Source organism: Streptomyces sp. CNS606, from assembly GCF_000426325.1.
In genome coordinates this window covers 389,920-413,693 of record NZ_KE384521.1, presented here as the reverse complement: position 1 = coordinate 413,693, position 23,774 = coordinate 389,920, and the positions used below count along the sequence as shown (strand labels likewise).

At 72.8% G+C, this 23,774-nt stretch carries 21 protein-coding genes; 9 read left to right on the top strand and 12 right to left on the bottom strand.

All coding sequences use genetic code 11. The features are described 5' to 3' along the window. Positions 1 to 152: 152 nt before the first annotated feature. Positions 153 to 869, top strand: a complete 717-nt coding sequence (locus K304_RS0122520) for a hypothetical protein (protein WP_027765560.1) — start codon at positions 153 to 155, stop codon at positions 867 to 869. A gap of 119 nt (positions 870 to 988) precedes the next feature. On the opposite strand, the gene K304_RS0122515 is transcribed toward K304_RS0122520, so the two are convergent. After that, complete coding sequence (locus tag K304_RS0122515) at positions 989 to 1,870, bottom strand: SMP-30/gluconolactonase/LRE family protein (protein ID WP_486591799.1); 882 nt, start codon at positions 1,868 to 1,870, stop codon at positions 989 to 991. Positions 1,871 to 2,021: 151 nt separating this feature from the next. On the opposite strand from K304_RS0122515, the gene K304_RS0122510 reads away from it, so the two are divergent. Further along, positions 2,022 to 2,459 (top strand): Lrp/AsnC family transcriptional regulator, encoded by a 438-nt coding sequence (locus K304_RS0122510; RefSeq protein WP_027765558.1) that lies wholly within the window; start codon positions 2,022 to 2,024, stop codon positions 2,457 to 2,459. Positions 2,460 to 2,465: 6 nt separating this feature from the next. Here K304_RS0122510 and K304_RS0122505 read toward each other — a convergent pair whose 3' ends face one another. Both K304_RS0122505 and K304_RS0122500 read right to left on the bottom strand, forming a co-directional pair. Next, positions 2,466 to 2,699 (bottom strand): DUF397 domain-containing protein, encoded by a 234-nt coding sequence (locus K304_RS0122505; RefSeq protein ID WP_027765557.1) that lies wholly within the window; start codon positions 2,697 to 2,699, stop codon positions 2,466 to 2,468. After that, positions 2,696 to 3,511 (bottom strand): Scr1 family TA system antitoxin-like transcriptional regulator, encoded by an 816-nt coding sequence (locus K304_RS0122500; protein ID WP_051308724.1) that lies wholly within the window; start codon positions 3,509 to 3,511, stop codon positions 2,696 to 2,698. The genes K304_RS0122505 and K304_RS0122500 overlap by 4 nt, the downstream gene beginning before the upstream one ends. A 122-nt stretch (positions 3,512 to 3,633) precedes the next feature. On the opposite strand from K304_RS0122500, the gene K304_RS0122495 reads away from it, so the two are divergent. Then, complete coding sequence (locus K304_RS0122495; RefSeq protein ID WP_051308723.1) at positions 3,634 to 4,071, top strand: ATP-binding protein; 438 nt, start codon at positions 3,634 to 3,636, stop codon at positions 4,069 to 4,071. A 156-nt stretch (positions 4,072 to 4,227) separates the two neighbouring features. Then, complete coding sequence (locus K304_RS30715) at positions 4,228 to 5,226, top strand: hypothetical protein (RefSeq protein ID WP_051308722.1); 999 nt, start codon at positions 4,228 to 4,230, stop codon at positions 5,224 to 5,226. A 48-nt stretch (positions 5,227 to 5,274) separates the two neighbouring features. On the opposite strand, the gene K304_RS0122485 is transcribed toward K304_RS30715, so the two are convergent. From K304_RS0122485 to K304_RS30710, 4 genes are read right to left on the bottom strand one after another with little or no spacing between them, the layout of a single operon-like run. Continuing rightward, entirely contained in the window at positions 5,275 to 6,003 is a 729-nt protein-coding gene (locus tag K304_RS0122485; RefSeq protein ID WP_027765554.1) for an ABC transporter permease subunit, read from the bottom strand. 14 nt (positions 6,004 to 6,017) lie between these two features. Next, positions 6,018 to 6,935 carry an ABC transporter ATP-binding protein gene (locus tag K304_RS0122480; RefSeq protein WP_027765553.1) on the bottom strand — a complete coding sequence of 306 codons (918 nt, stop codon included), beginning with the start codon at positions 6,933 to 6,935 and terminating at the stop codon, positions 6,018 to 6,020. Next, a complete protein-coding gene (locus tag K304_RS0122475) occupies positions 6,932 to 7,858 on the bottom strand; it encodes an ABC-2 transporter permease (protein ID WP_027765552.1) in 927 nt (308 codons plus the stop codon). Before K304_RS0122475 ends, K304_RS0122480 begins: the two co-directional genes overlap by 4 nt. Continuing rightward, positions 7,848 to 8,924: an ABC transporter ATP-binding protein gene (locus K304_RS30710; RefSeq protein WP_078529539.1), complete on the bottom strand. Its 1,077-nt coding sequence runs from the start codon at positions 8,922 to 8,924 to the stop codon at positions 7,848 to 7,850. Before K304_RS30710 ends, K304_RS0122475 begins: the two co-directional genes overlap by 11 nt. A gap of 250 nt (positions 8,925 to 9,174) precedes the next feature. On the opposite strand from K304_RS30710, the gene K304_RS0122465 reads away from it, so the two are divergent. Both K304_RS0122465 and K304_RS0122460 read left to right on the top strand, forming a co-directional pair. Further along, a complete protein-coding gene (locus K304_RS0122465) occupies positions 9,175 to 11,079 on the top strand; it encodes an SDR family oxidoreductase (RefSeq protein WP_078529537.1) in 1,905 nt (634 codons plus the stop codon). Continuing rightward, the gene (locus K304_RS0122460) at positions 11,076 to 12,197 is read left to right on the top strand and encodes a MerR family transcriptional regulator (protein ID WP_078529535.1); all 1,122 of its coding nucleotides are present in this window, start codon (positions 11,076 to 11,078) and stop codon (positions 12,195 to 12,197) included. Before K304_RS0122465 ends, K304_RS0122460 begins: the two co-directional genes overlap by 4 nt. Before the next feature lie 369 nt (positions 12,198 to 12,566). On the opposite strand, the gene K304_RS0122455 is transcribed toward K304_RS0122460, so the two are convergent. Next, entirely contained in the window at positions 12,567 to 13,292 is a 726-nt protein-coding gene (locus tag K304_RS0122455) for a class I SAM-dependent methyltransferase (RefSeq protein WP_051308721.1), read from the bottom strand. A gap of 109 nt (positions 13,293 to 13,401) precedes the next feature. Between K304_RS0122455 and K304_RS0122450 the strand changes: the two genes are divergently transcribed. Next, positions 13,402 to 13,989, top strand: coding sequence for an RNA 2'-phosphotransferase (locus K304_RS0122450; protein WP_027765548.1), 588 nt, complete (start codon positions 13,402 to 13,404; stop codon positions 13,987 to 13,989). A gap of 22 nt (positions 13,990 to 14,011) precedes the next feature. On the opposite strand, the gene K304_RS0122445 is transcribed toward K304_RS0122450, so the two are convergent. Continuing rightward, the gene (locus tag K304_RS0122445) at positions 14,012 to 15,436 is read right to left on the bottom strand and encodes an amidase (protein ID WP_027765547.1); all 1,425 of its coding nucleotides are present in this window, start codon (positions 15,434 to 15,436) and stop codon (positions 14,012 to 14,014) included. Between the two features lie 159 nt (positions 15,437 to 15,595). Between K304_RS0122445 and K304_RS0122440 the strand changes: the two genes are divergently transcribed. Beyond that, the gene (locus K304_RS0122440; RefSeq protein ID WP_027765546.1) at positions 15,596 to 16,633 is read left to right on the top strand and encodes an ion channel; all 1,038 of its coding nucleotides are present in this window, start codon (positions 15,596 to 15,598) and stop codon (positions 16,631 to 16,633) included. Between the two features lie 17 nt (positions 16,634 to 16,650). On the opposite strand, the gene K304_RS0122435 is transcribed toward K304_RS0122440, so the two are convergent. The 3 genes from K304_RS0122435 to K304_RS0122425 all read right to left on the bottom strand — a co-directional run bounded on the left by K304_RS0122435 (position 16,651) and on the right by K304_RS0122425 (position 22,630). After that, positions 16,651 to 17,547 (bottom strand): LLM class flavin-dependent oxidoreductase, encoded by an 897-nt coding sequence (locus K304_RS0122435; RefSeq protein WP_027765545.1) that lies wholly within the window; start codon positions 17,545 to 17,547, stop codon positions 16,651 to 16,653. 119 nt (positions 17,548 to 17,666) lie between these two features. Continuing rightward, positions 17,667 to 20,744: a hypothetical protein gene (locus K304_RS30705; protein ID WP_037791480.1), complete on the bottom strand. Its 3,078-nt coding sequence runs from the start codon at positions 20,742 to 20,744 to the stop codon at positions 17,667 to 17,669. Continuing rightward, positions 20,741 to 22,630, bottom strand: coding sequence for an HSP90 family protein (locus K304_RS0122425; protein ID WP_027765544.1), 1,890 nt, complete (start codon positions 22,628 to 22,630; stop codon positions 20,741 to 20,743). Before K304_RS0122425 ends, K304_RS30705 begins: the two co-directional genes overlap by 4 nt. A gap of 235 nt (positions 22,631 to 22,865) precedes the next feature. Here K304_RS0122425 and K304_RS0122420 point away from each other — a divergent pair, with 235 nt between their 5' ends. Then, a complete protein-coding gene (locus tag K304_RS0122420; RefSeq protein ID WP_027765543.1) occupies positions 22,866 to 23,744 on the top strand; it encodes a Cof-type HAD-IIB family hydrolase in 879 nt (292 codons plus the stop codon). The last annotated feature ends 30 nt before the right edge of the window (positions 23,745 to 23,774 follow it).

The following is a 23,774-nucleotide window of genomic DNA, read 5'->3' as shown; positions in this document are numbered from 1 at the left end:
AGGCGGGTTCGAGCCCGTTCTCGCCGGTGGTGCAGTACGTGACCGGATGAGCTGATCTCCGCTCCTGGCTCCTGGATACGGACACCCGAGCGGCCCCCGGGTGAGTGGGGCGTCATCGTCCTGTCCGTACGAGCCCCGGGAGGGGTCGCTTCATGTACTCCGAATCCGTCCTGCTGGAGTCGCGCTCGGCGCGCTCCGGCATGAGCCACCACGTCGAGGTCCTCGACAAGGTGAAGACGCTGGCCCTCGCGCCGGACGGCGTCCACGCGACGACGCGGGACGTCGCCGCGTACTTCGAGGTGAGCGAGAAGGCTGTGTACAACTTGGCACATCGCTTCCGCGATGAACTCTCGGAGAGCGGTCTGAGAGTCCTGCGCGGCTCTGAGCTGCGAGAATATGAGACCTTCAACTTGAAGGTCTCATCCGCAGCCGCAGAAAGTTATCCACAGCAGCGCAACAGCCTGGCTGTGTACACGCGCCGCACGGTGCTCAACGTGGCGATGCTGCTGCGGGACAGCGAGGTCGCGCGGAGGGTCCGCGCGTACCTTCTCGACGTCGAGAAGGCAGCCGTCCCCGGGCCACGTGAGTCCTCCTCCGTCTCCGCCGCGCTGGAACCGCGCGTGGCCAAGCTGGAGTCGGCTGTCGGGGACATCGGCGCGATGTTCCAGGAGCTGGGTCCGGTGATCCACCGCATGTCGGTCCGGATGGAGCGGATCGACCGGCGCATGGTGAACACCGAGCGGCTGGTCTGTGAGATGAGCCGTCGGACCGCCGACATGGGTGAGGAGATGCGCGGCATGCGCACCGACCTCGACCACGTCATGCGCGCCACCGGTGTCGAACCGGTCCGGCGACGCAGGGAGGGCTGACCCCTTCGCGGTGCGGGGCGCGCGGTCCTCAGGGCGCCCCGCACCGCGAATCCCCCGCGTCGGGTGCGAGGCCCCTCCAGCACTCGCACCCCGGCGGCTCACCACGGCGGTTCACGGCGTCACTGCCACCGCGGTCGCCCCGGGCCGGTGGGGTGGATGCCCTTCACACCGGTCACCAGGGAGTAGAGCGAGGTCGTGGCGGTGATGAAAAGCCGGTTCCGCTTCGGGCCGCCGAAGGAGAGGTTGGAGACCGGTTCCGGCACGTTGAGGCGGCCGATGAGTGTGCCGTCGGGGTCGTAGCAGTGCACGCCGTCGCTCATGGCAGCGGCCCAGAGCCGTCCGGCGGAGTCGAAGCGCAGGTTGTCGAACCGCGCGTGCGGCCGCTTCGCCGCTTCGGCGAAGACCTCGCCGTCGGACAGCGAGCCGTCGTCGCGCACGTCGAAGACCCGGATGAAGCCGGCGCGGGTGTCGGACACGAAGAGCCGCCGTTCGTCCGCCGAGAAGACCAGTCCGTTCGGAGCGCCGAAGCCGTCCGCGACTACCTCCACGCCACCCGTCACGGGGTCGATGCGGTAGACGTGGTTCGCGCCGATCTCGCTGTCCGCACGGTGGCCTTCGTAGTCGCTGGTGATGCCGAAGTCGGGGTCGGAGAAGTAGACGGCGCCGTCGGACTTCACCGCAGCGTCGTTGGGGCTGTTGAGGCGCTTCCCCTGCCAGCGGTCGGCCAGCACGGTGAGCGTTCCGTCGTGCTCGGTGCGGGTCACGCGCCGGTTGCCCTGTTCACAGGTGATCAGGCGCCCCTCGGCGTCGAGGGTGTTGCCGTTGGTGTGGCCCGCGTGGCGGCGGAAGACGCCGACCGCGCCGGTCTCCTCGTCCCAGCGGAGCATCCGGTCGTTGGGGATGTCGCTCCAGATCAGCTGCCGCCAGGCGGGGAGGTAGAGCGGGCCCTCGGCCCAGCGGGAACCGGTGTGCAGGACCTCCAGGTCGTCGTCGCCGACCATGCAGCGCCCGGTACGGAAGCGCTCGTCGAGACACTCGTACAGCGGGAGTCGTTCTACCGTCACAGGAGATCCCCTCCGAACCACCATCACCCGATCGTGCGATATGCAGGATGTCATACAGTGAGAGGCGAGGAACACCGAACGGAGAACTGTGGACGAGATGGATCGCGCGCTGCTGACGGAGTTGCAGCGGGACGCGCTGACGCCGTACGCCAAGCTGGGCGAGGCCGTCGGGCTGTCGGCCGGGGCCGCCCACGAGAGGGTGCGCAAGCTGCGCGAGCGCGGCGTGATCCGCCGGACGACGGTCGACGTGGACCCGGAGGCCGTGAACGCCGGCGTGCTGGCGTACGTGATGGTCGAGTCGACGTCCTGGATGGGCGACTCGGCCGAACGGTTCGCGGACGTGCCCGAGGTCCAGGAGGCGCACGTCATCGCGGGCAGCGCGTCGGTGCTGGTGAAGGTGCGCACGGCGTCCACCGGGCAACTGCAGGACGTGCTGCGGCGGCTGTACGAGATCGAGGGCGTCAGCGGCACGCAGGCGACGGTCGTCCTGGAGACGTTCTTCGAACGGCCCGTGCGCGTGAAGTAGCGGGGCCTACCGCAGCGAGCCGAGGAAGCCGTGCCAGGCGTGCGGAGTCAGGCACAGCGTCGGCCCGGCTATGTCCTTCGAGTCCCGGACGTGTACGGCCACTTGGCCCGCCGCGACCTCGACGCACTCGCCGCCGCTGGAGTCGCTGTAGCTGCTCTTCGCCCACTCGACCGCGACTTCCACGCACTCGCCGCCCCCCGAGTCGCTGTAGGTGCTCTTGCGCCAGATCAGCTCGCTCATAGTTCTCCCGCCAACTGCTCGATGAGACTGAGAGATTCCTCCGGTCGGAGGGCTTGCGTCCTGATCATGGCACAACGGCGCCCGAGGACACCGACTTCATCCGACCGAGAGACGAGGTTGCTCCTGTCATTGCCCTCCATGTAGACCAGACGCTCACTGTCGGGAGTCTCGATCAACGTCATCGGTCCACGCAGGCCTGCACTGGCTCCCCTTGCGAACGGCATCACTTGCAACGTCACGTTGGGGCGTTCAGCACATGCAAGCAGATGTGCGTACTGCTCCTTCATCGTTCCAGAACCGCCCAAGTGACGGCGCAGGGTTACCTCGTCGAGCACGACGTCCACGACACAGACCGGCTTCCGTGAGAGGAGAGCCGCTCGCTCCAGACGAGCTGCCGTGAGCACCCCGATCTCCTCCTCATCGAGCGGCGGGAACCCACATCGCAGCACTTCCCTGGCGTAGCCCTCTGTCTGAAGCAGGCCATGGATCACCTGCGTGCACCAGGACATGACGCTCAAGGCGTCCTGTTCGAGTTGCACGAAGCCTTGGAAATACTCGGGATACCGCTCCAGACGGAGATGCTTGCCCGCCGCGCCGATGACGCCTCCGGCGTCCAGGGCGTGTTCGGCGGCATCGATGAAGCCGTCGGTGGCCGGTTTGGCGCAGGTCTCGACCGCGCTGACGGCTGCGCCGGTGTAGTTCATGCGTGTGCCCAGTTCGTTCTGGGACAGGCCGGCCCTGACCCGCAGCAGCCGCACGACCTCCGCGAAGTACTGGCCGGCCGGGGAGACCACCTTCATGCCGGGTGCCATCCGCGCTCACCCCCTTCAACTCGTCTCAACGCCTCTCAACGCGGGCCGGGTCGGGCTCAACGATCGACCCCGTTGACATGCGACTACTACCGAACGTAGCCGCTCGTGGCGAATCTGGTGACATGAAACCGGAAAGTGATGAGACCTCTCCCTCCGTCGCGTCGTTCGTGTGGTGGCGGCGGTATCCGTCGACGCCGCGCAGCGTCACGGCGGCCCGGCATCACGTGGTGGACGTGCTGACGGAGTGGGGCGTGGGGGAAGACGGGGTGGCCTCGGCGGAGTTGGTCGTCTCGGAGCTGGTCACCAACGCCGTGCGGCACGGCCTCGTGCCGGGTCGGCTGGTCGAGCTGCGGGTGACGTACGACCTGGCGAAGTTGCTGACCGTCGAGGTGTCGGACGCGGGCGACCGATGGCCGCCCGCGTCGGCGCCAGAAGACCCGGGCGGCGCCGCCGAGTCGGGGCGCGGGCTCGCGCTGGTGGCCGCGTTCTCCGACGGGTGGGGCGTGCGCGACCGGGAGATCGGCAAGACCGTGTGGGCCCACCTGCGGGCATGGGAGTGATTATCACACTGCGCAACAAGCGGTCATCGCACGGTCACAAGAGGAGGTAGTGTGCCCCTCGACGGGGTCGCCTCGACCGAAAGAGGCGGTCCCCAGCCGGTGTTAGAGCACCGGCTGGGGCCCTACACCCACGAAAGACTTCACAGGAGTCCCTGGATGCTCCGGAATGTTAACGCGCCCCCACGTGCCTTCACGCAGATCCCGCACGCCATCGTGCGCCATCCCCGCCTGTCCCCGGCGGCCAAGACGCTGCTGGCGTGGCAGCTCTCCCTCACGGCCGACGACCGGCAGTGCCTCAGTGAGACGGCTCGTCGGGCCGGTATCCGGAAGACCGCGTTCCAGCGCGCCAAACGCGAGTTGCTGGACGAGGGCTACGTGCACGAGTGGCGGGTGCGGGTCGAGAGTGGCCGGTTCCGGACCGTGCAGCTGGTGTCCAACGTCGTGCTGACACCTGCGGAGGCACTGGCGTTGCGGGACGGTCGGGAGCACGGCGCCGAGCCGTCGCCGCCGGGTGCCGGTTCTCCGACCGTCGGTGAGCCGACGGGCCGGACGGACGGCCGTCAACCAAGGAAGAACATCAGGGAGAACACCACCCGACCCACCGAGCAGGCATCGGGCGAACAGGTACCGGCCGCACGCGAACCGGGACGCAGGCGGCGGGCGGCGGCCGAGGCGTTCCTGCGCACCCTGGTGTTCGCGGACCGCCGGCTGGCGATGCCCGCACGGGTGATCCGCGACCTGGCGCCGCTCCTGGTGCCGTGGCTGCAGAGCGACTTGAGCGCCGAGGAGATCCGCCGGGCGCTGACCGGAGGGCTGGGCGGCGACGTGCGGTCGCCGGTGGGCGTGCTGCGCTGGCGGCTGCGGCATGCGCTGCCGGACGTCCCGCCCGCCGTTCCGGCCGCGCCGCGCCCGGAGCCGAGGGTGGCCCGGATGCGGGAGTGCCGGGGCGAACACACCCAGTCGTTGCTGTTCACCCCGAGGCCGGGCATGGAGGGGGACCTGTGTCCCGAGTGCCGGGCGGAGGGGGCGGCCGTCCCCGCACCGCCGCCCGAGCCCGAACGAGTGGGCTTCGAGCTGTTCCGGGCGAGCAGAAGGCCCCGTGCGGACCGGCCCGCGCGCGCGGAGGAACGGCAGACGCCGGGGCCGCGACGGTGAGGTGTCGCAGTCCCCGGCGTCGGCCGACCGGGAAGGTGCCGGCGGGGGTTACTGCTCGCCCGCGAGGGTGAGGGTGCGGAGCTTCTGCCCCGCCCACCAGGTGCCGCCCACCGTGACGACGGCGAGCAGGATCACCGCGAGCGTCAGGCCGACCTCGGACGTGACGAGGCCTTCGCCGCCGATCTCCTGCGCGACGGCGAGGGACCACTGCTGGACGGACAGGGTGAGGGCGCCGGCGATGATGTTGCCGACGACGGCCTCCCAGACCAGGGCGTAGACCAGGCCGATGACGACGGCGTGCCGGGTGACGACGCCGAGCAGCAGGAACAGCGCGCTGTAGGCGAGGGAGCCGACGGCGGCGGCTACGGCGTACGCGACCGCGAGCTGCTGGCTGTTGCCGTTGAGGACGAAGCCGGCCAGCAGCGTGGGCACCGCCGAGAAGGCGACGGTGACACCGACGGCGACGTACAGCTTGGTCAGGATGATGGTGGAGCGCTTGAGCGGCTTCGCGAGCAGGTAGACGACGGAGCCGTCGTCGATCTCCGGGCCGATGGCTCCGGTGCCGGCGATGACGCCGATGAGCGGGACCATCGCGGAGAGGGCGAAGCCGCCGAGGAGCTCGGCGGTCAGCTGGTCGTCGGCGCCGACCAGGACGCGTACGAGGACGGCGACGAGGAGCAGCAGCGCGGGCAGGGCGGTGAGGATCAGGCCGCGTTTGCGGCCGAGGAGGGCCCGGAAGGTGAGGCGGGCGACCGTGGGGTCGTAGAGGTTGCTCATGTCGTCTGCTCCTTTCAGGCCGCGACGAGGTAGGAGAAGACGCTTTCCAGGGACTCGTCCGAGGGCGAGACCTCCTGGAGCCGGATGCCGTGCTGCCGCGCGACGCGGGGGAGCAGCTCGGTGAAACGGGTGAAGTCGACGGCCTGGATGCGCAGGGCGCGTTCGTCGGCGTCGAACGAGATGCCTGAGGTGCAGCCGTCGGCGATGAGGGCGGCGGCCAGGGCGCGGTCGTCGCTGGAGCGGACGAGGTAGCGGTGCGGGCGGTCGGTCATCAGGCGGCGGATCTTGCGGAAGTTGCCGCTGGCGGCGTGCCGTCCGGCGACCACCACCTCGATGTGCGAGGCCAGTTGCTCGACCTCCTCCAGGATGTGGGAGGAGAAGAGCACCGTGCGGCCCTGGTCGCCCATCTGCCGCAGGAGGGTCATGAGCTGCATGCGCTGGCGGGGGTCCATACCGTTGAACGGCTCGTCGAGCAGCAGCACGGACGGGTCGTGGACGAGCGCGGACGCCATTTTGACGCGCTGCCGCATGCCCTTGCTGTAGGTGCTGATGCGGCGGTCGGCGGCGTGTTCCATCTCCACGGTGGCCAGCGCGTTGCGGGCGGCGGCGCGCGGGTCACGGAGGCGGTGCAGTTCGGCGTTGGCGAGGACGAACTCGCCGCCGGTGAGGTAGTCGTACATGCCCTCGCGCTCGGGGACGAGCCCGATCTCGCGGTAGACGTCCTGGTTGCGCCAGACGGTGGCGCCGTCGAGGGTGACGGTGCCGCTGGAGGGCGGGAGGAAGCCGCTCATCATGTGGATGAGGGTGGACTTGCCCGCGCCGTTGGGGCCGAGCAGGCCGGTGACGCCGGGGCCGATCGTCATGGTGATGTCGTTGACGGCGACGACGTTGCCGTACCAGCGGGAGACGTGGTCGATCTGGAGGGTGGTCACAGCCCGGCCTTTCGGTAGCGGCGCAGCAGGAGGGCGTAGGTGCCGGCGATGAGGACGGCGATGAGCAGCACGTAGCCGGTGCCTTCGGCGGCGGTCAGGTCGACGGCGCCGGGGAAGGCGGAGGGGCCGCCGAGTACGGCCTGCTGGAAGCCGGCCATGAGGGTGCCGGGGGAGCCGAGGCCGAGCCAGCCGATGAGTTCGGGGGCGTTCTGGCCGTAGGCGGTGCCCTGGAGTGCGGAGACCAGCATGTAGGGGATGGTCAGCACGGCGATGACGGTGGCGATGCCGAAGCCGCGGCGCGGGGTGAGGGCGGCGAGGAAGAGGCCGATGCCGGCGTGCAGGGCCGCGAACAGGGCGGAGAACAACAGGCCCTTGGCGAACCCGAGGGTCTGGTCGGTGAAGTCGAGCTCGGCGAGCAGCGCACCGACGTACAGCAGGAGCACCGGGGTGGCCGTGAAGGCGAACAGCGCGGCGGTGAGGGCGGCGTACTTGGCGCTCACGTAGTCGCGACGTTCGATGGGGCGGGAGAAGTACAGGGGTGTGGTCTTGAACCGCAGGTCGAGGGAGACGGCCTGGGGTGCGGCGGCGGCGACGAAGATGCCGACGACGGGCTGCAGGAACAGGGCGTACTCGGTGTAGGCGACGGGGAGTTCGCCGGCGCCCGTGACGACGGTGACGGCGACCATGATGAGGGCCGGGAAGGCCATCGAGGCCGCCAGGATCATCGGCAGGACCTTGGACTTGGCCGTCCGGCCGAGGCCGTAGGCGCCGCGCAGCGAGTGGACGAACAGCGACTGGCGGGCGTAGGCGCGGCCGAGGCGCGGGCCGTCGTAGTGGCGGTAGCCGATGTTGTGGATCACGTCCGCCGCGGGGGCGGAGGCAGGGGCGGAGGCGGGGGTGGGGTTTCGGGTCTCAGGCGACATCGCCGCTGTGTCCTTCCTGCGGGCGGGCCGCCGCGAATTCGGGCGTGCGCGTGTCGGTGCCGGGGGCGGGGCCGGTGGGCTGCCCGGTGTTCCGGCCGGTGTGTGAACCGGGGGGCCCTTCGGCGTGCTGTTCGGGGCTCTCGGTGAAGACCTCGGCGATGCGGTGGCGGCGCTGTTCCATGCGGATCAGGCCGATGCCGAGGTCGGCGACGGCGTCGCGGACGACGTCGTGCGTGGCGCCGTCGACGACGTCGACCTGCAGCAGGTGTCCGCTTCCGGGGGCTCCCGGCGCACCGGGGGCGCGGACGGTGAGTCCGGCCTTGGTGAGGGCGTCGCGGAGTGCGGCGGTGCCGTCGGGGTGGGTGTCGGTGTCGGTGACCTCGACGGCCAGCGAGGCGGTGCTCTGGGTGAAGTCGGCGGTGGAGGAGGAGCGCAGAAGCGTTCCTCCGTCGATGACGACGACGTGGTCGCAGGTGCGTTCCAGTTCGCCGAGCAGGTGCGAGGTGACCAGCACCGAGATGCCGAAGTCGGTGTGGACGCGGCGGATGAGGCCGAGCATGTCGTCCCGGCCGACGGGGTCGAGCCCGTTGGTGGGCTCGTCGAGCAGGACGAGCTGGGGGTCGTGGACGAGTGCCTGGGCGAGTTTGACCCGCTGCTTCATGCCGGTCGAGTAGCCGCCCATGGCGCGGTAGCGCTCCTCGTAGAGACCGACGTGGCGCAGGGTGTCGGCGGTGCGCTCGCGGGCCGCGGTGGCGGGGAGGCCGGACATCCGTGCCATGTGGACGACGAACTCGGTGGCCGAGACGTCGGGCGGCAGGCAGTCGTGTTCGGGCATGTAGCCGACGCGTTCGCGGATCGCGGCGCCCTCGCGGGAGACGTCGAGGCCGAGCACGCTCGCGGTGCCCTCGGTGGCCGGGGCGAGACCGAGGAGGATCTTGATCAGGGTCGATTTGCCGGCTCCGTTGGCACCCACCAGGCCTGTCACGCCCGGTGTGATGTCCATCGTCAGCCGGTCGAGAGCGGTCACCCGTGGGTACCGCTTGGTCAGGCTCTGGGTAGCGATCACAGTCACGGAGACGACGGTAGTGGCGGTGTGGGGCGTGTCACGTCCCCCTGGAGGGCGGGATCGGGGTCGTACCGGAGGCGGACGGCCCACTAGGGGTCTGCTTCCGGGGGAGGGCACCTGCTCGGGGTCCGGTGGGCGGAGGCGCTGGTGTTACCGGCGGTATCCACAGGGTGGGGCGGAGCCTTGACGCAGCCATCGGACGTTGTCACATTCGATGGTGTCAGTTCAGGCGGGGCAGGGAGGGGAAGCCATGGCGCAGGACGGGCAGGACGGGCAGCACGGGCAGGACGCGCTGCGGAGGGCCGGCAACGGGCGGGTCGCCGGGAAGGAGCGGCGGGTCGTGACGCGGGAGGGCGTCGAGCTGGCCGTCGCGGAGCTGGGCGACCCGGAGCTGCCGACCGTCCTTCTGGTGCACGGGTATCCGGACAGCAAGGAGGTGTGGGCGGACGTCGCCCCCCGGCTGGCCGAGCGCTACCACGTGGTGCTGTACGACGTGCGCGGCCACGGCCGTTCCAGCGCCCCGGGGCCGCTGCGCGGGGGCTTCACGCTCGAGAAGCTCACCGACGACTTCCTTGCGGTGGCCGAAGCGGTGAGCCCGGACCGTCCCGTCCACCTGGTGGGGCACGACTGGGGCTCGGTGCAGAGCTGGGAGTTCGTCACGGTGTCGCGGACGCGGGGGCGGGTGGCGTCCTTCACCTCGATGTCCGGGCCCTCGCTCGACCACTTCGGCCACTGGATCAGGCAGCGCGTCGCACACCCGACGCCGCGTCGCGTCGGGCAACTGCTCGGGCAGGGAGCCAAGTCCTGGTACGTGTACCTGCTGCACACCCCGGTGCTGCCGGAGCTGGCGTGGAAGGGGCCGCTCGGGCGGGCCTGGCCCCGGCTGCTCGAGCGGGCGGAGAAGGTGCCGCGCGGGGCCTACCCGACCGCCTCGCTGCCGAGGGACGCCGCGCACGGCGCATGGCTCTACCGGGACAACGTGCGGTCCCGCCTGCGGCGGCCGCGGGAGGACTGCCATGCGCACGTGCCTGTCCAGCTCATCACCCCGACCGGTGACGCCTTTCTCAGCGAGGCGCTGTACGACGGTCTGGAGCGCTGGGTTCCGCACCTGACGCGCCGGACGCTGCCCGCCAAGCACTGGGTGCCGCGCACCCGGCCCGACCGGATCGCCTCCTGGGTGGGGGACTTCGTCGACGCCGTCGAGTCGGGCGGCTCCGTGGAATCGGACGCCTCCGTCGAGTCGGGCGGGGCCGCGCCGTCGGGGGCGATCGCCGCCCGGGGCGGCGCCCGGGCGGGCGTCGTCCCGCGAAGGCGGCGCCCGGCGCCGTACGCCGACCGGTTCGCCGGGCAGCTGGTGCTGGTGACGGGTGCGGGCAGCGGGATCGGCCGGGCGACGGCCCTGGCGTTCGCCACCGCGGGGGCACGCGTGATCGCCGTCGACCGGGACGCGGCCACGGCCGCGCGTACCGCCGAACTCGCCCGGCAGAGCGGTGCCAAGGAAGCGTGGGCCGAGGTCGTGGACGTGGCCGACGGCACGGCGATGGAGGAGCTGGCGGCGAAGACCGCGGCCGAGCACGGCACGGTCGACGTGCTGGTCAACAACGCCGGGATAGGCGTCTCCGGGGGCTTCTTCGACACCGGGGTGGAGGACTGGCAGCGCGTGCTGGACGTCAACCTGTGGGGGGTCATCCACGGCTGCCGGACGTTCGGCCGGCAGATGGCGGACCGCCGGCAGGGCGGCCACATCGTCAACACCGCCTCCGCCGCCGCCTTCCAGCCTTCGCGCGCACTGCCCGCGTACTGCACGTCCAAGGCGGCCGTGCTGATGCTGAGCGAGTGCCTGCGCGCCGAACTCGCCGGCCAGGACATCGGGGTCTCCGCCGTCTGCCCGGGCTTCGTCACCACCAACATCACCGCGACGGCCCGCTTCACGGGCGTGGACGCCGAGGAGCAGGAGCGGCTGCGGGAGCGGACGACACGGCGGTACGCGCGGCGCAACTACCCGCCGGAGCGGGTCGCGTCGGCGGTGCTGCGGGCTGTGGCGGAGAACCGGCCGGTCGTGCCGGTGACTCCCGAGGCGCGCACCGCGCACCTGCTCGCCCGGATGTATCCGCGTGCGCTGCGGGCGATAGCCCGGGTCCGGCCGCTCAAGTGACCGGCGGGAGCGGCAGCGGGGCCGCGAGCGGCGACGGGACGGGATCGGTCGACGAGAAGGCGTCGGCTGCCACCTACCGGATCGAGGACCTGGCGCATCTGAGCGGCGCCACCGTCCGCACCATCCGGTCCTACGCCGACCGGGGGCTGCTGCCCCGGCCCGAGCGGCGCGGCCGGGCAAACCTGTACGGGGACGCGCACCTGCTGCGGCTGCGGCAGATCGCGGAACTCCTGGACAGGGGCTACACGCTGGCCTCGATCCGCGAGCTGCTGGAGGCGTGGGACTCCGGCCGCGGGCTGAGCGGCGTGCTGGGGCTGGCGGCGGAGGTGGCCGGTCCGTGGAGCGACGAGGAGCCGCAGCGGCTCACCCGGCGCGAGCTGGACGCCCTGTTCGGCGGCACGCCCGACGAGGCGGCCGTGCGGGAGGCCGTACGCCTGGGGGTACTGGTTCCCGCCCCGGGGGACGCGGAGGAGGACGCGGGCGAGGACGTGTACGTCGTCCCCAGCCCGCAGGAGCTCGCGGTGGCGGCCGAGCTGCACGCGGCAGGGGTGCCGTTGTCCGCGGTCGCCGGGCACCTGCGGGAGTTGCGCACCCAGGTCGAGCACATCGCCGAGCGGTTCCTGACCTTCGCGGACCGGCACGTCTTCGCCGACTACCTGGCGGGGAGCGGCCCGCCGACGGACGCGGAGGCGGCGGAGGTGGCCGGTCTGGTGCGCCGGCTGCGCCCGCTGGCCCGGCAGGCGGTCGACGCGGAACTCGCCCGCGCCATGCAGGTGCTCTCCGCCCGCACCCTCCGGGCCCACCTGCGGACGGCGACGGGACGGCCGGACGCGGCCGGCCCACCGATGGCGGGCTTCGCGGGGACCGGCGCGGCCGAGGGCGGCGGCCGGACGGAAGCCGACGCCCCACCGTCGTCACGAGAATCACAGGAGCGGGAGCCACAGGAGCGGGAGCCACAGGACGGGCGGACGACACCCGTCCACCTCCCCGCGGCGACGGTCGCCCGCGTCCGCGACCTGGTCGGCGAGGAGAACGCCGCGGCGTTCGTGGCCGCGGCGACGGAACGTGAGGCGGCCGCCCGGATGATGGACGACCTCACGCAGCGACGCCGACACTAGGTGCGTTGTTCCGGCGCGTTGGTGAGCGGCGACGCGCTGCTTGTGGTCTTGCATGAGGTGAGGGCCTTCTGGTTCCGGTGTGGATTATCTACGCCGAACGCCAGGAGGCCCTCGTGCCCCACCGCAACGCCCCGTTGACTCCGACCGGTCGCCTGCGTCTGGCCCGTCGTGTCGTGGACGAGGGGTGGCCGCTGCGGCGGGCGGCGCCACCGTCCCGCAGGCGTACGGGAGCTCTGCCCCGCCGCCCGAGGCGGCGCCCCGCGTCGCCGCCTCGCGCGCCTACGACACGCACGAGCGCGCCCGCGCATGCCCGGTGACGCGCCTTCCCTGCGCTGGGGCAGGGGGCGGCACCGCGCCCCCGGCCCTGCGTCACACGTCGGCGACCAGTGCGTAACGCTCGTCGTCGACCGGACGGCCCCACAGCGCGGCCTCGCCGCTCAGCGGCACCGTCCGGACGGCGGTGACCAACGGGCTGACCGCCTCGGCGAGTTCCTCCGCACCCAGTCCCCCGTGCCACGGCAGCGCCCGCGCCGCTCCCGCGACGTACGGCGCGGCGTCGGTGGCCGCGGACTGCCGCCAGCGGCCCTCGACCAGCACCAGCCGCCCCCCGGGCCGCAGCAGGGAGACCCAGCGCCGCAGCGCCCGGTGCGGGTCGGGAAGCGTCCACACCACGTGCCGCGCCAGCACGGTGTCGAAGGTCCGGTCACCGACCGGGGGGTCGCCCGCCTCGCCCAGCAGGAACCGCGCCCGCACACCGGCCGTCTCCGCCTTCTCCCGGGCCCGCCACACCATCCCCGGCGCCGCGTCGACTCCGGTGACCACATGCCCGGCCTCCGCCAGCAGCAGCGACAGCGAGCCCGTGCCGCAGCCGGCGTCCAGCACCGAACCGGCCGGCCCCGGCACCCACTCCAGGAGCCGCCGCGCCCAGGCATCCCGCGTCCCGGCGTCGCGGAGGCCGTGGTCCGGCTCCTCGTCGTAGGTCGTGGCGGCGGCGTCCCAGTAGTCGGTGATGCGGTCACTGATGCGGTCGGTGACGCGGTCGGTGGTGATGTGTTCGGTGGTCTGGTCGGCGATGACGGCGGCTCGGCTCTCCATCCCCGCATCGTCCCAGCAGCCACTGACATCGGCACGGGACCCCGCACAGCCCGTCCGCCGCCCGGAAAAGCAGGTGCCGGACCGGTTGCGGCACGGCAGGCTGGGGCCGGTGAACCCTCAGCGCGACGTGCGCATCTCGAAGTACCTCTCACGGCATCTGCGCCACGATCCCGGCCGGATCGGCCTCGTCCTCGACACGCACGGCTGGACCCCGGTCGAGGTGCTGCTGCGGGCCGCCGCCGACCACGGTTTCCCCTTCACCCGCGCCGAGCTGGAACACGTGGTGGCCGCCAACGACAAGCAGCGGTTCGCCCTCGACGCCGTCGGCGACCGCATCCGCGCCCAACAGGGCCACTCGGTCGAGGTCGAGGTCGATCTCGGGCTGCCCGACGCCGAGCCACCGGAGTGGCTCTACCACGGCACGGTCGCCCGCTTCCTGGACGCCGTCCGCGCCGAGGGCCTGCGCCCGATGAGCCGCCACGACGTGCACCTCTCCCCGGACCGGGAGACCGCCCAACGCGTCGGTGCGCGCCGGGGCCGCCCGCTCGTGCTGGCGGTGGCCGCTGGGGAGATGCACCGCGACGGCCACACCTTCCGGCTGAGCGGCAACGGCGTGTGGCTCACCGAGGCCGTGCCGCCCCGTTACCTGCGGATGCGCGAGCCCGAAGGGCGGCCGGCACCACCCCGTCAGGCGTGACCCGCGCGCCGGCCGGTCCGGATCAGCCGGCGGGGACGACGTCCTGGATGCGCCGCCAGGGCCGGTCGGCCTCCAGGGCGAAGGCGACGTCGAGCAGGGCGCGTTCGTCGCCCGGCCGGGCGGAGAACATGACCCCGATCGGCAGCCCCTCGTCCGTCGCCCTGGCGGCGGGCAGGGAGAGCGACGGCGTGCCCACCACGTTGTTCAGCGGGGTGAAGGCCACGTACGCGGTGATCCGCTCGATGAGCGTGTCGTACGGGACGGCGGGGCTGAGCCTGCCGAGCCGGGGCGTGGTGTGGGCGAGGACGGGGCTCAGGATGAGGTCGAGGCCGCGGAACGCCGCCGCGTAGCCCTCCCGGGACCGCTTGAGGCGTCGCAGCACGGCCGGCGTCCGGTGCATGGCCCGGAGGTAGTCGGCGCGCAGGCCCCGGCTGAGCCCGTCCATGCGGCGGTGGTCGAAGCCGGTGCCGAGCCTGCGCCCGGTGACGGCGATGAGGAAGGCCAGCATGCCCCAGTAGGTCAGGAAGTCCTGCGTGAACCGCGGGTCCACGGCGACGCGCACCGGTTCGACGGTGTGTCCCAGCCTCTCCAGCGCGGCGGCCGTCTCCGTCACGGCTGCCCCGGTGGGGGCGTCGATCGGGACGCCGGTCGGCGACTCGGCGAGCAGCCCGATGCGCAGCCGCCGCTCGGAGGGCCCTTCGACCAGGCCGAGCGGCGGCAGCTTGGGGTTGCGCCAGTGCGTCTCGGCGGCGGCGAGGAACGCGGCGGTGTCGCGTACGGAACGGCTCACGATGCCGTCGTTGACGACGTCGATCGGCAGCGGCCTGCTCTGCTCGTTCGCCACGAGGCGGCCGCGGGTGGCCTTGAGCCCGACCAGTCCGCAGCAGGCGGCCGGGATGCGGATGGATCCGCCGCCGTCGTTGGCGTGCGCGACCGGCACCGCGCCGGCCGCGACCAGCGCCGCACTGCCGCCGGACGAGCCGCCCGCGGAGTAGGCGGTGTGCCAGGGGTTGCGGACGGGTTCCTCGTCCTCGAACTCGGTGGTCGCGTTGAAGCCGAACTCCGGCAGCCTGGTCTTGCCCAGCACCGTGACACCGGTGCTCAGGAACTGCTCGCCGAACGGCGCGTGCCGCCGTGCGATCCGCGGCACGAACGCCCCGCTGCCGTGCCCGGTCGGCAGCCCCAGGTAGTCGATGTTGTCCTTGACGAGGCTGGGCACCCCGGCGAACGCGCCGCCACCGCCGGGCGAGCGGGCCGGGACGTCGAGGTTCGCCTGGACGGCGTTCAGGGCGCGGGCGTCCCCGACCCGCGCCGCCGCGTCCCGCGCCACCTCGGCCGCGCCGACCTCGCCGCGCCGTATCGCCTGGGCGAGCCCGACGGCGTCGTGCTCGCCGAGGGCGTCGTCCCGGAACGTGTGCACCGTGGTCCGCTTCTCCGGAGCCGTCACCGCCGTCTCCCCCCCTGCCGCGTCCGTCGTCGGCCGCCATCATGACTTACCAGCGGGTAATAAGCGAGGGGTTCCCCGCACCGTCCCAGGGTGGGGTCGCGCACACTCCGACCGGTAGGCTGCCCTCCCCGATTCCCCTCCGGCCACCTGGAGCCGCACGTGCCGATCCTCGTCGCCCGGTTCGTCCAGGCCCTGCGCTCCCGCGTGCACGGGTGGCGGGCGGCGCTCGTGGTCGGCCTGTTCGTGTTCGGCACCAGCTGGCTGGCGATGTGGCTGGCCGAGCCCGGGTCGAACGCGATCACCGAGCCGCAGAACTACTGGTGGTACTTCCTGGTCACCGGCTCGACGGTCGGATACGGCGACTTCTTCCCGGAGACGGGCGCCGGTCACGTGGTCGGGGGCTATGTCATCGTCGGCGGAATCGCCACTCTCACCATCCTCTTCACCGAGCTGGCGAGCCACATCCAGTCCGTCAGGGGGAAGCGCATGAAGGGCGTCGTCGCTCTCGACCTCGCAGACCACATCGTCATCCTCGGCTACCACCCGGGCCGCAGCGAGCGGATCGTCCAGGAGCTGCTGCTGGAGGAACGCGTCCGTGAACTCGTGCTGTGCGCCTGGGACGACGTGCCGCAGCATCCGATGCCGGAGCAGGACGGCGTCCTGTTCGTGCGCGGCGACCTGCGCGACGCGGACGTGCTGAAACGGGCCTGCGTGGACCGTGCCGCGACGGTGGTGATCGACGCCCGGGAGGACAACGAGGCGCTCGCCCTGGCCGTCGCCGTCGACCACCTGCGTCCGGAGGTGCACATGGTGGCGGCGCTGCACGACATGAACCGCGCCGCGCACCTGCGGTACGTGAGCCCGACGGTCCAGTGCGTGCAGTGGCACGTGCCGAACCTGCTGACCGAGGAGGCCCTCGATCCGGGTATCACCGAGGTGTACGCGGACCTGATGAGCAGCCGCGGTGAGGGCAACACCTACTCGGTGCGGCTGCCGGAGGCCCTGGGCGGGCAGCAGTTCGGCGCCTGCCAGCAGCGGTTCGGCCGCGACTTCGGCGCCACGGTGATCGCCGTGCGGCAGGACGGCTCCATGAAGGTCAGCCCGCCGTGGGACGCCCCGCTGCGCGCCGGAGCGGTGCTGTACTACCTCGCCAAAGAGCGCATCGACGAGAGCCGCCTGGCCGCCAGGACCCGCTGACCGCCCGCGCGCCCCCGTCAGAGCTGGGCGGGGGCCTCGGTGGCGATGCGGGCGAACACGTCCGGGTCGGCCTCGAAGCGGGTGCCGGGGATCGGCCAGTGCAGCACGACCTCGTCGATGCCCGCCGCCGCGTGCCGCCCGGCGAAGTCCACGAAGGCGTCGACGGAGTCGAGCAGCGGGTCGGGAGTGAAGCCGACGAGCATGATCCGGTGCAGGTCGGCCGGGTCGCGTCCCTCCTCGGCGCAGGTCTCCCCGAGGCGTGCGACCTGCCGTTCGACGGCGGCGAGCGACGCCTGAGGGGTGGCGTCGGGGGCGGAGGCGACCTTGGGATCCCCGGTCGTCACCCACGCCTGTCCGTAACGGGCGGTGAGCCGCAGGCCGCGGGGCCCGGTGGCGGCGACGGCGAACGGCAGCCGGGGGCGCTGTACGCAGCCGGGAATGTTCCGCGCCTCGTGCGCGGAGTAGTACGTGCCGCGGTACGTGGTCGCGTCACCGGTCAGCAATTGGTCGAGCAGGGTGACGAACTCCGCGAACCGGTCGGCCCGTTCGCGCGGCGTCCACGGCTCCTGGCCGAGCGCGGTGGCGTCGAAGCCGGTGCCGCCGGCGCCGACGCCCAGCGTCACGCGGCCGCCGCTGACGTCGTCGAGGGACAGCAGCTCCTTGGCGAGGGTGACGGGGTGGCGGAAGTTCGGCGAGGTCACCAAAGTGCCGAGGCGCAGCCGGGAGGTGACACCGGCCGCGGCGGTCAGGGTGGGCATCGCCCCGAACCAGGGGCCGTCCCGGAAGGGGACCCGCCAGGACAGGTGGTCGTAGGTGTAGGCCGCGTGGAAGCCGAGTTCCTCGGCGCGCGTCCACCGTTCCCGGCCTCCCTCGTGCCAGCGGTGGACCGGGAGGATGCACGTGCTCAGTCGCATGTCACGACCCTACGGTGCCGGGTTCCGGCACCCGTGCGGCACGGCGCGGCGCCAGGCCGGGACCGCCCGGCCGGGGGCGGAGGACGGCGGTCCTCCGCCCCCGGAGGGCTGGTGCGTCGTCAGCCCCGGAGACGGTCCAGAACGGTCTCCGCCCGCTTCAGCAGTTCCGCCGGCACCTTCGCGGACGCCGCCCGGGCGCCGGCGTCCTGCCTGTCGTCGTCCTGCCCGTCGCGCAGACGCTCCAGCTCGGCCGCGAAGGACTCGACGCGTGCCACGGCCTCCTCGCCCCGGCCCAGTTCGAACGCGGCCCACGCCGCCCCGGCGCACACCTGGAACCGCTCCTCCAGCGCCTCCCCGCCGAGATCCGCGTAACCGGCCTCCGCAGCGGTGTACAGACCGAGCACCTCCTCACGCAGCCCCCGCACCGGCGCGGACTCCGCCCGGTCGTCCCCGTCCGGCGCACTTTCGGCCTCGCCGTCCCCGTCCGGGTGCGTCGCGAGGACCTCGTCGGCGTACTGGTCGATCAGGCGGGCGAGCTGCTGCGCGGTCTGCGCACGCTCGAAGCGCAGGGGCGGCGCGTCCGGGTGCGCGTCGAGCACCGCGGACGCCTCGCCCATCCGGGCGCGTGCCCGCTCCAGTGCGGCGGCGGCCCGCGCCGCGTACACCCCTTCCTGCTCCCCGTCCTCGTCGTACCAGTCGTGCGTCGCCAGCCAGGCCAGCGAACGGAGCACCCGCACCTCGGCCACCGGCTCGTCGCCCGCCTGCCGCCACAGGTCCAGCGAGCGGACGTAGGCCGCCTCGGCCTGGTCATCGAGCCCGGCACGGGTGAGCGCCTCGGCGGCCCCGTGCGCCAGCTGCGCCTGCCCTCGCGGGTCGTCCCATCCCTTGGCGACGTCGGCGGCCAGCAGGAACTGCTCGGCGGCGGCGCGCGGGTCGTTCAGGGCCAGGAGCAGCCCGCCGAGGGTCTCGCGGACCGCAACCTCCCGGCCCTCGCCGTGCTGCACCAGATCGGGCAGCGCCGACTGGAGCACCTCGGCCGCCTCGGCGGTACGCCCTGCCGTCGCGTAGGCCCGCGCCAGCAGTTGCCGGGCCTGCGCGCCGCCGGCCTCGGCCAGTCCGGCCTGGTCGAACCAGTGCGCGGCGTCGAGGGCGTGCCGCGCCGCCTCTTCGGGATCCCCGCCCCGTCGCAGCAGGATGTCGGCCAGGGTGAGACGTACGGCGCCCTGCTCCTCCGGGTCGGTCAGCTCGGCGGCGTGGTCCAGCGCGGTACGTGCGCAGGTTTCGGCTCCTGCCGCGTCCCCGTGCGCGAAGAGCAGGCCGGCCCGGGAGGTCAGCGGCTCCGTGGCCTCCCACGGCCGACCCGCGGCGACGGCGCGTTCCGCCGCGGAGGCGAACAGCCGCTCGGCGGCGGGGTCGCCGCGGTCCAGGGCGAGCCGGCCGAGCGTCGTCTCGGCCTCGGCCAGCAGGTGGGCCACACCCTCCTCCGTCGCGCACGCCGTACGGTCCGCCACGAAGGCGGCCACCTCCTCGGCGTAGCGCGCGTCGGCGTCGTGGGGATGGCCGTCGATGTGGTCGGACTCCCGCACCCGCAGGTACGCCTCGACCCGGATGCGCAGCCACTGTGCGGTGGCGATGCGCCGCGCCCGGTCGGGGTCGTCCGCGGCGAGCCCCGCCGCGGCACGGTCGGCGGTCTCCAGCAGCGCCCGTATCTCGTCGGGTTCCGCCCCGGAGGAGGCCGCGGCGCTGACCGCGCGGATCGCGGCGAAAGCGGCGCGGCCGGGCTGGCCGGCCGCGTGATGGGCACGCGCGCTCTCCGCGATCAGGTCCCGGGCCTCGGCGGCGCCGGCCAGGGCCGCGCACCGCGCGCGATGCTCGAGCAGGTCGGCCGCCAGGACGACGTCCGGCTCGGTGCCGTCGGCGGCGACCCGGGCCGCGACCCGGTCCCAGGCGGCGTGCGTGCCCGGGTGTCCCTCGGCTCGCAGCTCCCGCGCACGCACCAGCAGGTCGTCGAGCGGATCGGCCGGTGCGCGCCGCGGGGCGTGAGGTGCCGGCATCGGTGGGCGTGCGGCCGCGGGCTCGGGCAGCCGCGCGCTGCGCACGCCGAGCGGCAGAGCGTCGACCAGTGGCTGCGCGGTGATCCGGGCGGTGAACCGGTCGGAGACGACGGTGTTGCCGTTGCGCGCGTCGAACCGCGCGGCGATGGCCGCGGCCTCGGCGTGCAGCAGTCGGTGCAGGTCGGCTGCCGTCCGCATCTCGCCCTGGTGGGTGACGGTCGGCTGCTCGCCGTGCCCGAGGTCCACGAGGCGCCGCAGCAGCACGAGGACGCCGCCGGTCAGGCGCAGCCGGGCCTCCACGTCGGCGAGCGGACCGAGATGGGCGGCGTGCGCGGCCAGGATCTCCAGGCCGCGCGCCTCGTTGCCGGTCAGCGCGCAGAACTCGATGTGCTCGCCGGTCTCGCGCAGCAGACTCTCGTTTCCACGGGTCAGGCGGTAGCCGCGCAGGTGGTGCGTGCGGGCGTCGTCGAGCCGGCCGAGCCGGAGCAGGGGGAGCAGCGAGTGGGCGAGGACCCGGTGCGGCTCTTCCATGCAGGTGTCACGCCCGGCGAGGACCGGTCCCCACACCCGCAGCGCCTCCGGGTCGTCGTCGCGGCGCACCCGGTAGGTGCCCTGCTCGTTGAGTTCGCAGGCGTGGCAGTCGCTCATCGCGTCGCGCTCGGCCGCGGTCCATGCGGCGAGGGCCCGGTCGGCGCGGTCGGTGTCCGCGACGGCCTCGGCGAGGTAGTACTCGGCCTGCCGTACCGCGCGGACGCTGTAACCCGCCAGGCGGTAGCGCCGCTCCATGTCCTCGAGCCACTTCTCCACCGACGCGAGGGGCACGTCGGGGGAATCGAGGATGCTGCCGGTCACCCACTTGAAGCGCCAGAACAGGCCGCGCACCTCGTGCCTGCCGAACGCCGCCGGGTCGCGGTCGTACTCCTGGAGTACGCGGGCGAAGGGCACCGTCATCCGGGTGCGTTCGGCGCTGTACTCGTAGGCGTCGATCAGGGAGAACAGCGCGTGCCGGAAGACCTCGCGGTCGCCGCAGCGTTCGGCGGCGGCGACCAGTTCCTCCGCGCGGGCGTTGCGCACGGGGCCGTTGGGGGAGGCGTCGTTCTCGTACAACGCCGAGCGGATCTCCTCGGGGGTGGTCGTACTCATGCGCGGTCCTCCGGGGAGTCGTCGGCCGGCGTGGCGGTCGCCGGGTGGGTGGCCCACTCCAGAAGGCCGAGGAAGGCCCGGTTGAGCAGGTGGGTGTCGGCGGGCCGCAGCGGACGCTGCGACATCAACAGCGCCTGCCCGTACAGCGACTCGACGGCGGTGCCGGTGAGTTCGGCGTCCGGCAGCCCGGCGACGCGGCGGATCAGCGGGTTGTTGTGGTTGAGGACCACCCGGGCGCGGGGTGCGGAGCCGCGCAGCGAGCCGAGGATCTCGCTCCACAGACTGTCGGCGTTCTCCTGCGCGGTGGCGCGGTCGCGTTCGTGGCGCGCCTGGCGGTCGTCGAGGAACAGAGCGGGAACGCCTACCGGCTGGAAGGCGCGCAGGGCGACGTCGCAGCCGTGCGGGTCGAGCCGGGTGCGGGCGGTGGCCAGGAAGGCGGCGAGGGCCAGTTCGGCGTCGGCATCGACCGGGTCCAGCCGGTCGGTCACGGCACCGGCGTCGAGTTCGGCGACCTTCACGGCGGGCCGGACGGCCGGGACCTGTGCCAGCAGGTCGGCGTCGTAGGTGTAGCCGGCGTTGACGACGCCGAGGCCGTGCGCGGCGGCGATCGGCGCGATCTGCCGGAACTCCTCGACGGTGCGCGTGAAGTGGATCTCGCTGTGGACGGCCGCGAACTCCTCGATGTTCATCTGCCCGTCGCTGGTCTCGAAGGGCAGCCAGGGCAGCATCAGGTCCAGCAGCTCGGTGTCGTGCCGTGCGAGCGACTTCACTCCGAGGTGGTGCACGCTCAGGAACGCGGCCAGCCGGTCCGGTTCGCCGGCAGCCAGCTCGGTCAGCCAGTCCCGTACCCGGACACCGAGCGCGTCCCGCACGGCGGCGAGGGTGTCGTCGTCGTACAGGTTCTCCCGCGATGCGGTGGGACGCAGGGTGTCGGTGTCCAGGACGACGCGCACGAAGAACGCCCAGTCCGGCAGCAGGTTGTCGGCCCGGTCGGTCAGCAGCATGCCCTTGAGGTGTACGCGGTGCCCGGCGCGGTGCGCGGGGCTGGTCGGCTCGGGCAGCACGTACGCCACACCGCGTATCCCGGCGAGCGGCAGGTCGAGGTCGATCGAGTCGAGCGGGCTGAATCCGAACAGCTCGGTGCAGTGCCGTGCCAGGGCCACGCGCCGGGCCGCGGGAGAGGGATGGCCGCGGTCCCAGACGGCGGGCAGGTCGGTGACCGGCCGGGACTTGCCGTCGTCGCCCGTGAAGGTGATGTCGTAGGGCAGCAGGGAGCCGTAGTCGCGGGCGAGCTCCTCGACGCGGGCGGGTGTCGTCCACTCCTCGGCGCCGGGGCGCGGCTCCAGGTGGACCGTGGTGCCCGGCTCGGGGCGGGCGTCGTCGGGAAGCGTGCGGACGGTGTACGAGCCGTCGTCGGCGGCCAGCCATTCCACCGGCGGTGCCTGGGGGTCGCGGGCGGACCGGGTCACGACGCGGATGCGGCCGGCCACCACGAAGCAGGCGAGCAGACCGATGCCGAACTGGCCGAGGAACTCGCGGCGGGCGCTCTCCAGCCCGTGCTCGCCGCCCCGCTTGGAGCTGCGGCCGATGGTGGCGAGCAGGGTGTGCACCTCGTCGGCGGTCAGGCCGATGCCGGTGTCCTCGATCCGGACCGCGCCGTCGGCGGCGACCAGCCGGATCCGGATGCGCGCTTCGCCGTCGTGCGCGCGGCGTGCGGTGACGGCGTCCACGGCGTTCTGCAGCAGCTCGCGGACGTAGACCCGCGGGCTGGAGTAGAGGTGGTGGGAGAGCAGGTCGACGAGGCCCCGCAGATCGACCTGGAAACTGTTCACCGCCGGGACGTGTTCGCCGTCGACGGTGTGCTCGTCGGGAACGGGTGACGGCATGCTGCATCTCCTCGCGCACGGAAGGAACCGATCGCGAGGACCCCCCTCATCGATCGCGGACTGGACACCACAGTAGGCCCGCCCGCCGACAACGGGCTGCGGATTTTCTTCGCGGCGCACGCACGGCGGGCCCATGTTCCGTGCACGCGTCCCCCACATGTGCACCACCGGGAGTGGCTCATCCGTGCGCCTTACCGCACGCCTGTGCGGCGAAATAGGCGAAGATGTGTGCGTGATGCATCCTGCCGCGCACCGCGCGCCCGCCGACACCCTCAGGTCACGGCCCCGGCTCATCGCCACCGACCTGGACGGGACCCTGCTGCACGACGACAAGTCCGTCTCCGACCGCACGGTCGAGGCACTCGCCGCCGCCGAGCAGGCCGGCGTCGAGGTCTTCTTCGTGACCGGCCGCCCGGCACGCTGGATGGGGGTGGTCAGCGACCACGTGCACGGCCACGGGCTGGCCATCTGCGCCAACGGGGCGGCCGTGGTGGACCTGCACCGCGGCCGCCGGATCGTGCAGGTCCGGGAACTGGCGGAGCACGACGCGCGGAGAGTCGTGCACGCGCTGCGGGAGGCCGCTCCGGGAGTGACCTTCGCCGTGGAGCGCACCGGCGGCTTCCACTACGAGCCGTCGTATCCGCCCGTGCACCTCGATCCCAGCGCCGTGGTGGCGCCGGTGGAGAAGCTGCTGGCCGAGTCCGGCACCGACGGCTCGGGGAAACCTTTCACCAGCCAGCCGGTGCTGAAGCTGCTGGCGCAGCACCCCCGGCTGGATCCGGACGCCTTCCTCACCCTGGCACGGCTGAGCGCGGGACGGTACGCCGAGATCACCCGTTCCAGCCCCACGGCGCTGCTGGAGATCAGCGGCCTCGGCGTGAGCAAGGCCAGCACGCTGGCGCTGTGCTGCGCCCAGCGCGGCATCTCCGCCGACGAGGTGGTGGCCTTCGGCGACATGCCCAACGACCTGGAGATGCTCGGCTGGGCCGGCACCTCGTACGCGATGGCCAACGCACACCCGGACGTGCTGGCCGCGACCACCCACCGGACGGCGTCCAACCAGGACGACGGCGTGGCCGCGGTCATCGAACAGCTGCTGGCGGACGGCCGCTGACCGTCCGCACCGGACCGCCCGGCGCGCACG